This is a genomic window from Paenibacillus sp. FSL L8-0436, assembly GCF_038593025.1.
Lineage (GTDB): Bacteria > Bacillota > Bacilli > Paenibacillales > Paenibacillaceae > Paenibacillus_AQ.
Genome location: NZ_CP151955.1, coordinates 6,805,976 through 6,820,697, shown reverse-complemented (window position 1 = coordinate 6,820,697; position 14,722 = coordinate 6,805,976). Strand labels below are relative to the sequence as shown.

8 protein-coding genes are annotated in these 14,722 nt (G+C 46.1%); all 8 read left to right on the top strand.

Annotated features, from left to right (window positions below; translation table 11 throughout):
• Positions 1 to 56: 56 nt before the first annotated feature.
• Positions 57 to 398 carry a hypothetical protein gene (locus tag NSS79_RS31515; RefSeq protein WP_342437441.1) on the top strand — a complete coding sequence of 114 codons (342 nt, stop codon included), beginning with the start codon at positions 57 to 59 and terminating at the stop codon, positions 396 to 398.
• Between the two features lie 502 nt (positions 399 to 900).
• Positions 901 to 3,642 (top strand): hypothetical protein, encoded by a 2,742-nt coding sequence (locus tag NSS79_RS31510; RefSeq protein WP_342437440.1) that lies wholly within the window; start codon positions 901 to 903, stop codon positions 3,640 to 3,642.
• Between the two features lie 103 nt (positions 3,643 to 3,745).
• Positions 3,746 to 4,285, top strand: coding sequence for a hypothetical protein (locus NSS79_RS31505; RefSeq protein ID WP_038597360.1), 540 nt, complete (start codon positions 3,746 to 3,748; stop codon positions 4,283 to 4,285).
• Positions 4,286 to 4,434: 149 nt separating this feature from the next.
• On the top strand, positions 4,435 to 4,707 hold the full coding sequence (locus NSS79_RS31500) for an alpha/beta-type small acid-soluble spore protein (protein ID WP_342437439.1): 273 nt from the start codon (positions 4,435 to 4,437) through the stop codon (positions 4,705 to 4,707).
• A gap of 269 nt (positions 4,708 to 4,976) precedes the next feature.
• Complete coding sequence (gene metK / locus NSS79_RS31495; RefSeq protein WP_076109642.1) at positions 4,977 to 6,179, top strand: methionine adenosyltransferase; 1,203 nt, start codon at positions 4,977 to 4,979, stop codon at positions 6,177 to 6,179.
• A gap of 208 nt (positions 6,180 to 6,387) precedes the next feature.
• The gene (locus NSS79_RS31490) at positions 6,388 to 10,416 is read left to right on the top strand and encodes an Ig-like domain-containing protein (protein ID WP_342437438.1); all 4,029 of its coding nucleotides are present in this window, start codon (positions 6,388 to 6,390) and stop codon (positions 10,414 to 10,416) included.
• A 403-nt stretch (positions 10,417 to 10,819) separates the two neighbouring features.
• Complete coding sequence (locus tag NSS79_RS31485; protein WP_342440477.1) at positions 10,820 to 13,504, top strand: stalk domain-containing protein; 2,685 nt, start codon at positions 10,820 to 10,822, stop codon at positions 13,502 to 13,504.
• A gap of 57 nt (positions 13,505 to 13,561) precedes the next feature.
• Positions 13,562 to 14,719, top strand: coding sequence for a histidine kinase (locus NSS79_RS31480; RefSeq protein WP_342437437.1), 1,158 nt, complete (start codon positions 13,562 to 13,564; stop codon positions 14,717 to 14,719).
• Positions 14,720 to 14,722: the final 3 nt, after the last annotated feature.

The window sequence follows — 14,722 nt, the reverse complement described above, 5'->3', positions numbered from 1 at the left end:
CCATTTACGTTACAATAATATTGAAAATAATATTTTCTGAAAGGTGAAAGCCATCCATGAAACCGATTTTAGCAAAAGCACAATTGGATTATATGAAAGCAAAGAATATGTTTGAGAATAGAGCGAAGATCCTGGAAAAGGAAATCACAGCAAAAAGAGCGTTGCAGGAAATCTCACAGGATCTAATGGAGGAACTTGTACAAGCTACAGGATTCCATGATGCATACAATGATCTTGTTATTGCGGAGAATGCATTAATTGAATGGTCTCATACTACAATTAAGCATGAGAAGAGCTATCGGGAGAACCGCGTAGCGATTGACACTATGTACGAGGGTGTCAATTCAAGCCCTGAGAAGCGGCAGGAATTGATTCAGCTATCGATGAAGATCCGTTAGTTATATGCTATAAAGTGAAAGCGCCGGTTAAGGCGCTTTTTTGTTTTGGCTGATAAAGAAATTTCTGGGTTTGAAAAAAGGTGATTATGTTTATTAACTTAACAAATATTGTTTAATGACGTTTCGAAAGTTCATGTGCTATACTGTTTCCCGTAGTCACCCATGATTAGCAATAGTTAGTAGAACTACATATGCTCTTCTATTGGAGCGGCATCGGGATGCCAAAAAAACTTTTTTTGAGTAAGGCGCAACTTTTCCGGAACTTCTGCGTTTAAAGTGTAGAGTCATTTGCACCAGACATTTGGGATGACCCAAATCAATGAAGGCGCAGTGATTGGAAAAATTAGCTTTACGTGACTTGAGGCACATTGTATAATACTTAGGTAGAATTAGGAATCTAGTATTGTCATGCCTTAAACCGGTTTACAAGTTTCTGTGATACCCGTCACAGACATTATTTATACTTAATATGCTCAACTCGGGAAAGGGGGTGCATCGGCTAATGAGTGACATGAGCTACCCAACTAAAGAAAAATCTCAGTTCATGAACGTCCAAGGAGGAGAAAAAAAGGTTATGAAGAAAATTTTATCCGTAGCATTATCTACAGCAATGGCATTCTCGATGTTTGCCTCTGTAGCATTTGGTGAAACTGCAACAACTCCACAAGCGAAATTTGATGCTTTGGCAGCGAAAGGTATTGTTGAAGGGTACCCAGACGGTCAATCTCATCTTGAAAAAGATCTGACTCGCGCTGAATTCGCGAAGATCATCACTAAATTGTTTGATCTTCCAGAAGTAACTCCTACAACATTGTCTTACAAAGACAAAGGTTACACTAAAACTATGTGGGCAGCGCCATACATTGAAGCTGTAACTGCAGCTGGATACATGAAGGGAACTGACACTGTAAAAGGTCTCTTTAACTTCAATGGTAAAGTTACAGTGCAAGAAATTGCAGCTGTACTGCACCGTGCTTTGAAACTTGAAACTCCTACTACAACTGACAACAATGCAGCTGTATGGGCTAAAGGTTACGCACAAGCAGTTGTTGACGCTGGTCTAGTTGCAAAGGGTCTTGATTTCAAATCCAACGCTACCCGCTCTTTGGTAGTAGAAGCGGCTTATGCTGCTGCTAACTACTCGAAAGCTCCTACAGTAGTTTCGGGTGAAGCTTTGAACCCAACTAGCGTATTGGTGACTTTCTCTGATAAATCTACAACAACTGTAACTCTGACTACTGCTTTGGTAGAAGGCGTTGAAACTACAGTTCCTTTCAAACACAACAACGTTGATTACACCGTGAAGGTTACTCTTGCAGCTCCTAAGGTTGTTTCTGTAAATGCTCCAAACGCTAAGCAATTGCAAGTAACATTCAACCGTGCAATTGATACTTCAACTGTAGTTTCTAGCGATAAGCTTAAATCCGGTGTTATCAGAGTAATCCCTTTGAATAACCAACCTGCTATTACTGTAGATGGTGCTGAAGTGAGCGTTAACGCAGCTGGAACTGAAGCGGTTGTTACCTTCCCGGGTCTTGAATTCCTTAAAGGCCAATACACTGTTGTTGTAACAGATGCAGTTAAGACAACTGCTGGAACAGCTCTTGCTCAGTACAGCCAGATGTTGACTGTTGCTGATACAGTGGCTCCAACAGTTGCAAGCGTAACTGCTGTAGCTAAGGACACTACTAATAAAGTGCTTGTGAAGTTCAGTGAGCCAGTTAAACCAGCTGGAATCATTGCTAGCGTGAACGGTGTGTCCGCTTCAGTAACTCGTGAAACTTACGACACCTTCAGCTTGACTGCAGGAACATTGAAGACTGGTACAACTTATGATGTATCCTTGTTGAATGTTAGTGACTTTGCTGGCAACCTGATAAGTCCTAATCCGATCAAAACAAGCGTAGCTGTAACTTCTGATACTGCTGCTCCTGCAATTACTTCTGTTACTGCAACAGGTGATAGCCTTATCACTGTCAAGTTCAACAAGAAAGTTAACTATCAGTCCTTGATTGGTAACGTTAAATTCTTGAATACTTATGGAGAGTCCCAAGGAACACTTAGTGTCGAAGCAACTGCTGACAGTGACACTATTAAGTTTAAAGTTCCTGCTGGATTCAAACTGCCAGATTCCGGTTCTTACACTGGATCACTTGTTTTCGGAGCAACTGTTAAAGACACATTGGGCAACACGCTTGGTACACCAGTGACTCAACCGATCACACTTGTGAAGGATACTACGGCTCCTGTAGCTTCTAACGCAGCATTCAGCACTGATAAAGGTCTGGTTGTACCATACTCCGAAGATGTTACTCTGGTAGGTGGAACACCAACATTGATTAGCGATTCTACTGGTCTAGTAGTAACTGGTGTTGATTTCAGTGGTGCTAAGATTGTTGACGGTACTAAGCTCACATATCCAAATGTGAAGGGTCTTAGTGGAACTTATACTCTGCGTCTTCCTGCTGGTCTAGTAACAGATTTGGCACTTGCTAAGAACAAATCAGTTGGCACTACTGTTAATGTTACTGCAGCAGCTGCAACTACTACTGATACTGAAAGACCTGTAGTTACAAGCATCACTTACTCTGAGGGTGTTAAAGCTGATACTGAAGTTGTCTTCACCGTAACAGTTAAAGACAACGTTGGTCTGAATGTGGCATCCCTGCGTGATTTGAATAGCTATACTTTGGGCAGCAAAGCACTTCCTATCAATTCCTATCCGCAGCTATTGTCATCTAAAGGAACTTCAACAGCTCCTACAGAAGCAGTAGTTGAAGTACGCGTTCCTAAATCAGCAATCAGCAAAACTGAAGCAATTGAATTTATTGCATCCGGTATTACTGATACTGCAGGAAATGGTACTTACGGCGCTACTATTAAGCCAGTATTGGCAGATGGTGTTAAACCAACCTTGGATTCAGCAGCTGTTTCTACAGGAGATACTTCACTTCTGCAATTGACATTCTCTGAGCCGATCAATGCTGCTACTCTTAAGGCTAACGACTTCGTAATTATTGTGAACAACAACACGACGACTCCAGCAACAATTAATGGTGGTAATAGTGGTTTCATCGCCGGTGTTGGTAACGATGCAGGTAAATATTATGTTAGACTTGCAGGATATCCTGACCTCAACGCTAACAACATAAACAATATTACTGTTAGAGTTATCGATGGCGCAACTGCTACAGATATCGCAGGTAACACTATCGTTGGTGATAAGACAGTAAACGCTAAGTAATCTCCGATTACCGAAGCACAGAATAGCCTCTTCGGAGGCTATTCTTTTTTTTTTAGATTTTTTATGTAATAAGGCTTACAATCCCAGTACATTGGAGGTTAGTATGAAACCAACGTATAAAATAATCACAGCAGCTGTGCTTATTACAGGCAGTCTGTGGGGTGGATCCCTCTTTTTTGGTCAAGCTGACGGTGCGAGTGTGGGCAACCAGCCAGGGACGTCTGAAGATCCAGTAGTTACCAAAAGCTATGTAGATCAACAGATCCAAAAAGCGATTCAGGGCGGAACTATCGCTACACAGGCTCCAGCAGCGACACCAACTCCTGCAGCAACCCCTACGCCTACAGCAACACCTAGCCAAAATAAAGGCGAGGAAGTTGAGATCGTTGATGTGAAAGCAGGTCAGACTCTGATTGCCGGAGCGGGTGCCGAGTTTATCGTCCGCGCTGGAAAGGCTGCTATTTATTCTCAGGACAGCAATGGTGTTGCTGATTTAACGGATGGAGCAGATCTGGTTAACGGTACTGCAGTACCATCCAATCATCTGTTATCTTTCCCTCGTGCCGGACGGGGCATAGTGGTGCAAGAGGGTCAGACCGGTGGCCTGGTTGTTATGGTGCGCGGAGCCTATACATTGAAGTAAGCTCGAATATAAATTAGGATGTCCTAATATCAGATTCGTCATACTTCGGCACAGTTTACCACTGTTGACAAACATTGAGGCGATTGGGGCCCTGGTAAAGAGCACACAATAATTCCTGTAATCTTAAAAAATTCAGGAGGTGCTGTAACATGGCACGTACTAATCGCACAGTTGTACCGGAGAGCCGGGCAATGCTTAAACAGATGCAATACGAGATCGCTGCTGAATTCGGACTATACGGAGCTTCTTACGGTGGCGGGGCTGATACAGAGTTTGGTTCTGAACTGGGGGCTTTGGGTGGAACAGGTGGAATCGGGCGAAGTCAGTACCTCGGACATCTTACATCCAGAGACAACGGATCTGTAGGTGGAGAGATTACAAAGAGACTGGTCAAACAAGCTGAGCAATCTTTGTTTACTTAATACCCGAACCACTCTAGGGTTTGCTTGCGGGGTATAAGCTACTGCCTTACGCAATGACGGGTAACACTGGCTATAATTGACACCATCCGGCAAATAAGATAATATGACTTTTGAGGAAAGCCATAAACCTTTTCCATGCGGAAAAGGTTTCATTTTTTTAAGATATGCGGTATTCCGATATTTATACTATACTTATTTTATGTGGCCTGTTATTTGTTAAGGAGCCCCCTTATACAGTGTCAGACTATCCATATGGGAGGTTATTGTACATGTCGATTAAAGGACGTCATTTATTCACTTCCGAGTCCGTAACGGAGGGACATCCGGATAAGATCTGTGATCAGATCTCTGATGCGGTACTGGATGCTTTTCTGGCTAATGATCCAAACGCACGTGTCGCCTGTGAGGTAGCGGTTGCAACGGGTCTTGTGCTCGTCATTGGCGAAATTAGTACAAAGTCGGAGTATGTAGATATACCGGCCATTGTACGTAATACGATTAAGGAAATTGGCTATACACGGGCGAAATATGGCTTTGATTATAATACTTGTGCCGTTCTCAGCTCGTTGAATGAGCAGTCTGCAGATATTGCCCAAGGTGTAAATGCTGCGCTGGAGAACCGCGACCCTGCACAGGTTGCTGAAGAAACCGCCAACATTGGTGCCGGTGATCAGGGGTTGATGTTCGGGTTTGCTACGAATGAAACGCCTGAACTGATGCCGTTGCCAATTGCTTTATCCCACCGTATTGCCCGGCGCCTGTCTGAGGTCCGTAAGAATGGCACTTTGGAATATTTGCGTCCTGATGGCAAGACACAGGTGACCATTGAGTATGATGGCGAAAAACCGGTACGTGTAGATACTGTAGTGGTATCCACACAGCATGCTGAAGAAATTTCGCTTGAGCAAATTCAGGCTGATATTAAAGAGCATGTTATATTGCCAGTTGTTCCTGCCGAATTGCTAGATGAGAATACTAAATATTTCATTAATCCGACAGGCCGTTTCGTTATTGGCGGTCCGCAAGGTGATGCAGGCTTGACTGGGCGCAAGATAATTGTCGATACTTATGGCGGATATGCCCGTCATGGTGGAGGGGCATTCTCAGGGAAGGATCCAACTAAGGTCGACCGTTCCGCAGCTTACGCCGCCCGTTATGTCGCCAAGAATTTGGTAGCCGCTGGTCTTGCCGACAAATGCGAGATTCAACTGGCCTATGCCATTGGCGTTGCTAATCCTGTCTCGATTAATGTAGATACATACGGAACAGGTAAAATCAGTGAGGAAAAAATGGCTCAGTTAATCAGCAGCAACTTCGATTTGCGGCCGGCCGGAATCATTTCCATGCTGGATCTGCGCAAGCCGATTTATAGACAAACTGCAGCTTACGGTCATTTTGGACGTACGGATATAGATCTTCCTTGGGAACGTGTGGACAAGGCAGAAATGCTTAAAGACCAGGCTGGGATATAAATTATAGCTTTAGAATCAGGCCCGTAAAGGCAATTCTTCGGTTCAAGGAAGAGCTGCTTTTACGGGCTTTTTTGTATGGTTATGCTGAAACTATATATAAGTGAACTTATCTTATAGAGGAACTCTTCTAAACTTTGGAAGCCGTTTAGCCGAAATATAAGAATATATGTAAAGACGAAAGTATGGCTTGAGAGGAGTCTATCACCGCATGAAAAGGAAAATTTCAATATTAGCAGCACTCATTCTGGCAGGAGATCTGCTGCTCAGTGCAGGGTATTCGTCAATTGGTCCCGGGAATTCAGCAGTTTATGCTGCAAGCGAATTCAGTATGGCAACTTCGCCAACAGCAGGTGAGGTCAATGTAAATGTATCGTCCTCCATTAAGCTGAAATTCGATCGTCAGGTGTATCCGCAGAGTGGAGATATCACCCTTACTACGCGAGACTCAGGCACGCCATATGTGACGGTGCCTATCGGCAGTTCTGGGCTAATCAGCAATTCTACGGAATACGAAGTTAAATTAGGCAAGCAGCTGGAGAAGAACAAAACCTATACCGTCACTGTTCCCAGAGGACTGTTTAAGGACGGGGCGGGTGCTGACTCAGCGGCTGCTTCATGGACATTTACCACATCACCTGAAATGAACCTGAATATTGGGGCAAGCGAATTCAATCCGGCGAACTATTCACGGGTAGATTCCACAACACTGACTCAGCTTAGCTTTAAGCTGAACAAGAAGCTGCAAAAGAGCGGTGGATCCATTAAACTCATTTCCTCGGCAGACAATTCAGTTGTTCAGGAATTCAAGGTCAATGATGGAGATTATTCAGTCAATTTGCAAAGCGATGACTCTTCCACGATAGTGAGATTGAATCTTGCTAGTAGACTTACGGCAGGAAAAAGTTATTATGTTCTAATCGATCCTTATGCCTTTAAGGATGATGAGAATAAAACCTTCGCTGGAATAACCAGTGGGAACATCTGGAGTTTTTCCACAAAGGGAACAGGCGCTGCGGTAAATGTATCCCCAGCCAGTGGTGCTACTGCCGTATCCCCAGCCGGCAACATTCAGCTGAACTTTGACCAGCCGATGACGCCGGTTAATGGAGTGATCAGATTATCTTCCACTAATGCAGCGGATACAAGATACTTTGATGTGAACTCCTCGGCTGTTACCGGTGGTGGGACCAGAACCATAACGGTGGCATCGACATCGGCGACGAGTCCGCTGATGAATAATACTATTTACACAGTCACTATTCCTGCAGGCGCGTTTAATGACCAAGATGGCAATGCTTTTCCTGCCTCAGGAACACCATATGTATGGAGTTTTACAACTACCTCACAAACAGGTTACGCTGTAGACTCGCTCAGCCCGGCAGACCGCAGTGAATCTGCGGCGCTTGATCAGCCCATTAAGATTACCTTCAACCGTCCAAGTAAATATATTGAGACGAATCCTGTGAGCCTGTATAAGAGCAATGGAACTAAATTAGGATCAAAAGTAATCGGGAATAACGACACTGAATTCGTAATCGTGCCTTCAAATACGCTCGAAAACGATACGGTTTATTACGTTGATGTTCCTCCAGGTGCTTTTGTTGAAAAAAATAATCCGAATTCATATGAGGGACTCAGCGGGAAAAACTCTTGGAGTTTCCGAACGGTGGCATTAGATAAGAGGGCACCGGTTCTGGTGTCTACACAGCTCGAAAGTAACCGCACGATCCGGCTCAAGTATGATGAAGCAATTCGTCCGTCAGTTGCTCTGCTGTCTTCCAGCTTTAATGTAACCGTCAACGATGAGAGAAGGACAGTAGAGAGTGTATATATCCAAGGCGACAGTGTGTATGTAACCCTTAGCACGGGTGTAGCAGTAGGCCAAGTTGTCAAAATAGCCTATACGGGTGGCCTTAGAACGATTCAGGATGCCGCCGGCAATGCAGCATCTACGTTTTCACTACGACAGGTAACGAATACAGTCCAAACGGCACTTCCTGCACCTAAGGACGGAATCTTGTCAGGAAAAACACTAACGCTGAATTTCAATGATACGCTTAAGGCGATTTCCACCAACGCCTTCAACCAGTTTTCTGTTTATGCGGATGGTGTTTCGCTTGGAGTGGTTTCCTCCACTTCCAGTGGCTCCACGGTGATTCTGGGGCTAAGTAGTGATGCACCGAATGGACAGACGATTCGCCTAGCTTATTATGCCGGATCTTATCCTGTCCAAGATCAATATAGCCAGAATATAGCGAATTTTAACGATTTTTATATCCGTAATACCAGTGATTCAACTGCACCTGTCTATCAAAGCGCTGCAGGCTCTGGAAATAAGATTGTGCTTACATATAATGAGGGATTGTCAACGGCTAATCTGCCGATGAACAGCCAATTCTCCGTACTTGTGGGGAATACACCTAATTATGTGACAAACGTAGAAGTAAGCGGGAATCTGGTAACCTTGACGCTTGCGAGTGCCTTGAACACGAATAACTCGACTACGATCTCTTATGTACCGGGAACGGCCGGAGTCAGTGATCTGAACGGCAACCGGGCCGCTTACATTAACCTGCAGCCAGTGTCGGTTTCAGGCACCAGCAGTAACAGTAACGGTACAACAACAGTGCCGTTTATTAATTCAGCGACCATCTCCGGTGATGAGCTTATTGTAAACTTCAGCAAAAATATGCAGGCGTCCTCAAGCTTGTACACCAACCAATTTGGCGTGAGAGCAGATGGAAGCAGTGTGGGTGTACAATCGTATACTGTATCGGGAAGTACATTGAAGCTGCTGTTGTCCACGGTAGTCAAACCCGGACAAGCCGTCAATTTATCCTATATGTCCGGTTCCGGTAATATTCTGGATCTGAACGGCAGTGCGCTTGCCTCATTCAGCTCACTTTATGTTCAGAATCTCACCGGTGTAGGCACATCCACAACCGGGCGTCCTTCGTATTTGGGAACTCTGGCAGCAAGTGAATTTGGCAAAGAGTATCCGCTATTGAAAGGGGACTCCGCAGCTTCTGCGGAAGACCGTTCCTTATATAACCAGTCGGTAAAAAGATATACCCTTACGGCTGACCGATTGACTGCCAGCTATGATTACCTCAATAAAATGGGCAGTCCGTCTCTGGCATTCGAAGTCCCTTCCACGGAATTGGGGGCCTATGTAGTTATACCGTTCAAGCCCCTGCTGGAAGCAGTCAAACGCGACAGTAAGGCAACCTTTGCTATACGTTATGGTGACAGCCTGTACAATCTTGCACTAAATGACATAGATATGACCGGCCTTGCGTCCAAGTTAACTACAGACAGCAGCAATATCTCGCTGATGCTAAGACTTGAAAAGGTACCGTTCGGTACATTTGGGCCACTTGAGGCAACGCTTAAAACTCAGGGACTGCAGAGTGTAACCAGCCTTGTGGATATCCGTTTGGCCGTTGCGGTAAGCGGAAATTATTCTAATAGTACGGTTCTAAGTGTTCCGGGTGAATATACAGCCCGTACAACTTCTTCTTTAGTCAGTGACCAGACATTATCGGCGAGACTGGATCTTGTCTACTCTGAAGCGGCATATCTGCCTAGCAAAATCAGCGGGGCAGGAAGCTATACCTTCATTCAGGCGAAGGTGGTAGGCAATCAGGTGGTAGGGACGTTCCTGTCTACCCGTGGCTTTTCAGATATGAGCAGGCACTGGAGCAAATCAAGTGTAGCGTTGCTGGCAGCCAAAAATATTATAGACAACAGCTACGGCAGCACCTTTAAGCCGGAGCAGAAGATTACCCGTGCCGAGTTCGCGGTGATGCTAAGCAGAGGACTTGGGCTGCTTGGTGACCGTGAGACAGCACAGCGCTTCAGTGATGTTCAAGCCTCTACCCAAATTGGGGATGCTATTGGCGCTGCGGCCAAGGCCGGAATTATAACCGGCAATACAGATGGCACGTTCCGTCCCAACGCCAATATTACCCGTGAGCATATGGCGACAATGATGATACGGGCTATGGAATACACCAAAAATCCGATTACGCTTAGCGGCACATCAACATCCGTACTATCGGCCTTTAAAGATAAGAGCAAGGTTTCGGGGCAAAGTGCCGAGTTTGTGGCCAAAGCTGTGCAGGAAGGAATTATTCTGGGTATGCCTGGCGCCCAGTTTCAGCCTCAAGGCAATGCCACCCGCTCTCAAGCAGCAGTAATGCTGCAGCGGATGCTGACAAAGGCAGGTTTTTTGTAAAAATATAAGAATTTATATGCTGCACGCGATAAATTATCCTTCTATTTCTCGCTGAAACGGATATCGTCATTTTGAAAACGGCGAAGTCGTTTCCACTTGCAAGCGCATGAGCATCCAAGTGTGCCATTTATCCTGGCAATCGTTGGATGCCTGTTCTCAAGCGTCCGGTTTGCGCCGGGCGCTTTTTGTCAGTTCAAATTCATGAATCTAGTATTATTCGCAACTTTTCCCCCTAAATTCAGTCTATTAAAGGTATAACGGGAACATAGAAAACGGTTTATAGATTTTTGAAAATAGATGTGAACCTATGGGGAAGTTTAAATTTTTAACAATGAGATGGGAGAGTTACGCTGAAATGAATGAAGTATTCAAGGACAAGAATAGCAGAGCAGATTTACGGGGAATGAAAATGTCGCCAGCTAAAAAATGGATCGCCGCTTCATTGGCAGGAGTGTTGTGGATTATGCCGGTAATCGGCAGTGAAGGATTGCCTCATTTCGGGCCGGGAACCGCATCGGTGGCTCAGGCAGCAGCCTCCTTCAAAGTAACCAAACTGGGTGAGGAAGTAATCACTTCAGGTGCAGTTATGATGAAATATAAATTTGTCACCACCCGCTCCGGCAAAAATGCGACAGGACTCGCAGATGTAGTACGTGTAGATCTGACTAACCCCTACGTATCTCTAGATGTGATGACCGGCAAAGGCGGCAACCTGACTACGCGCCAAAGCACAGGGGGGATGGCTGCAGAAACCGGCGCAGTGGCTGCAGTTAATGGAGACTATTTCAATACAAGTGGTGAAGGCGCTCCTATTGGTGGACAGGTAACGGGCGGAGTTGTTGTTTCAACGCCGTCGCTGATTAATGGAATGTACGCCTTTGCTGTTACCAAGGACCGCAAGCCTGTGATTGACGAATTTACGTTTGAAGGGCTGGTGACGGCGGAGGATGGTTCGCAATTCCCGTTATCAGGTATCAACAAAGGGGCCTATACACCTGAAGGCGGCAGTTCTACATACAGCCATGCTAATGCTGCCTATATTTATACGGATGTCTGGACGGCGCGGGAGCGGCCGAAGAACAGCTCAGCCAGCCCCACAGAGGTTCTGGTTGAAAATGGTACTATTACCCAAATTTCAGAAGCCGGTAAAGCTCTGGCAATAGCGGTTCCTAAAGGTGCCTATATTCTGCGGACACATGGACTTGCTTCCCAGTTTGTTACGGGTCACCTGGCTGTAGGACAAAAACTGGTCACTGACTATAAGCTACGCTCCAAAACAACGCAGCAGGAGCTTGATCCCGCCAATCTGCAGATGATGATAGGTGGACATACGATACTGGTCAATGGCGGTAAAGCCGCGACCTTCTCGCGCTCAACCAGCAGTCTTGGCGGTTACCGTGCCCGCACAGCGCTGGGGTATTCACAGGATGGACGATATGCCTATGTAATCGCAGCCGAGAAAAATGACAACAGTGCCGGAATGTCGCTGACAGAGCTGCAATCCTTCATGACGAATATCGGTGTCTGGAAGGGGCTTAATCTGGACGGAGGCGGCTCCACAACGATGGTAGACCGGCCTTTGGCTGAAACCTCCACCACGCTAACGTTTAATACAGAGTATGGCAAAGAGCAGCGCAGCATTGTCAACGGGCTTGGCGTATTTACCTCTGCTCCAAAAGGCGAAGTAAAAGGGATTAAAATCAGCGGCGACCCGGTGCTTCTGATCGGACAAAAGGCAAGCTATTCTTTAAAAGGCTATGATACGTACTATAATCCAATCGATGTAGCTGCTGCAAACCCTGCTTGGACAGCAAGCAACGGCAGCGCAAGTGTAAGTACAGGGGAAGTGACCGGAGTGAAGCCGGGGACAGTCACTTTGACAGCGACCAGCGGTACAGCCAGCGCGTCTACTAAGGTCACTGTTCTGGGTGGTGAAGATCTGAACGGTCTGTCTGTCGGAACGGCTACAGCGCCTCTTACGGCCGGTGCATCGGTATCCGTGCCTGTGACGGCAGCTGCCAAGAGCGGAGCAACAATTTCAGTACCGAATTCAGCGCTCAAATGGGAGTTCGTCGGTTTTAAGGGCAGTGTGCAGGATGGCAAGCTCACAGTTGATTCTGTCAATCCTGGTGTGACTACCGGATATGCGATAGCCCGTTATGATGGTTTCAGCACTGCAGTTGTATTGTCGGCAGCAGCAGCTTCTACCTGGGAAGACTTTGAGAATGTAACCTATCCGATTGCCTTTACTTCCAATGTGAACACTGTAACAGGAACTGCGGGGGTTACGGCCGGCAGTGCTGAACGGGCAGGCTCCAAGGTGCTGTCGCTCAGCTATGATATGACGGCTGGCAATGGCAAGATGTATGCCTACGCCCAATTTAATGGTACGAGCGGTAAAAGCATCCCGGCAGCAGCGACCTCAATGTCGCTTGATGTCATGGGCGATATGAGTTTGAATTGGCTGCGGGCTGAAGTGGTGGACAGCAGCGGAACTACAGCTTATATTGATTTGGCCAAAGTTATCGACTGGAACGGCTGGAAAAGCTTGAATATTGATTTGTCAGGCTCCGGAATTAAATTCCCTGCTTCCTTAAAGAGATTGTATGTGGTGAATGTAGAAGAAGGACAAGACGAGCGGGCCAAAACCGGCACCGTTGCCTTTGACAATCTTTCCTTTGTGATGCCGTCGCTTTCCAGTGAAGCCGGACTTCCGAAGGGAACCGCTGTAATGAAAATTGGTTCCAAATCCATGGCGCTGAACGGAACGGATAAACCCATTGACGTAGCTCCGGTTGTTAAGGGGGAGAGTACTTATGTGCCGATTAAATATGTGATGGATGCGTTTGGCGGCAGTGCGGGTTGGAATTCAAGCACCAAGAAGATCTTGGTTTTGCGCGGTGCAAAAGTTATGGAGCTTACTGTGAATAGCAAGGAATATGTGTTGAACGGGAAACGGCAGAGTGCTGAAGTAGCCCCTTTGATCCTACAGGGCAGGACTTTAGTACCTCTAAGAATGGTCTCAGAACAGCTAGGTTTGACCGTAAAATGGGAACAGAACACGAAGACCGTAACTATCGAATCGTGATATGTTAGTATAAAGGAAAGCCTTTAATACGATTCGATAGAAATGGGGCAAGCATCCGTGGAATTTCAGGCCGATGCGATAGATCGCGTCATTAAGAATACCATCGACGTGATGGAGAGCAGCAAGTATCAGATATTTGAAATATTGCAGGTTGCACGGGATGAGCTTGTTGCACTCACCAAAGAACTGCAGCGCGTTATGGAAGAAACGGATGAAACATTGCAAAAGGTAGACAAACTGGAGCTGCAGTACCACCGCTCCCGCATCCGGCTGACTGAGGTTAGCCGGGATTTTGTCCGCTACTCGGAGAAAGATATCCGGATTGCTTATGAGAAGGCGACAGAGCTTCAGCTTGAGCTCATGATGACAAGGGAAAGGGAAACCTATCTCCGGAGCAGACGGGATGAACTGCAACAGCGGGTTCGAAGTGTGGAGAACTCAGTGGAACGTGCCGAATCGATTGGTTCGCAAATGAGCGTTGTCCTGGAATATTTGTCCGGAGAACTAGGACAAGTGACTAGAATTGTCGAAAATGCGAAGAACAGGCAGATGATCGGACTCAAAATAATCCTGGCTCAAGAAGAGGAACGGAAGAGAATTGCCCGGGAAATTCATGACGGTCCTGCTCAAATGCTGGCGAATTTAGTCCTTAGGACGGAAATTGTAGAAAGAATGCTGGTAAAGCAGGAATTTGCCCTGGTGCAGGACGAAGTAATAGACTTAAAGGGACAGGTTCGATACAGCCTCGAAGAAATGCGCAAGGTGATTTTTAATTTACGTCCGATGGCTCTCGATGATTTGGGGCTGATCCCGACACTCCGTAAATACGTTCATGATTATGAGGAGAAGACGAAGATCAGAACCTCCTTTGAAACGAGGGGTAAGGAGCACAGGCTGTCTTCTGCCATGGAGGCGGCGGTGTACCGCCTGGTTCAGGAAGGTTTGTCCAATGCGGCCAAACATGCCTTTCCCAGCTATGTGCTAGTAGAGATCACTTATCAGGCGCAGCTGATTAAGATCGTCGTAAAGGATAATGGATTAGGCTTTAATGTTAAGAAGGTAAGCGAGCAGGGCAACCGTGAAAGCTTTGGACTGGTAGGCATGCGGGAGCGGGTGGAACTGCTTGAAGGAAGAATGGAAATTTTGTCAGCAGAGAATCAGGGCACAACAATTGTAATCCACATTCCGACGAATGTGGATAAGGGAAAGGAGTAATGT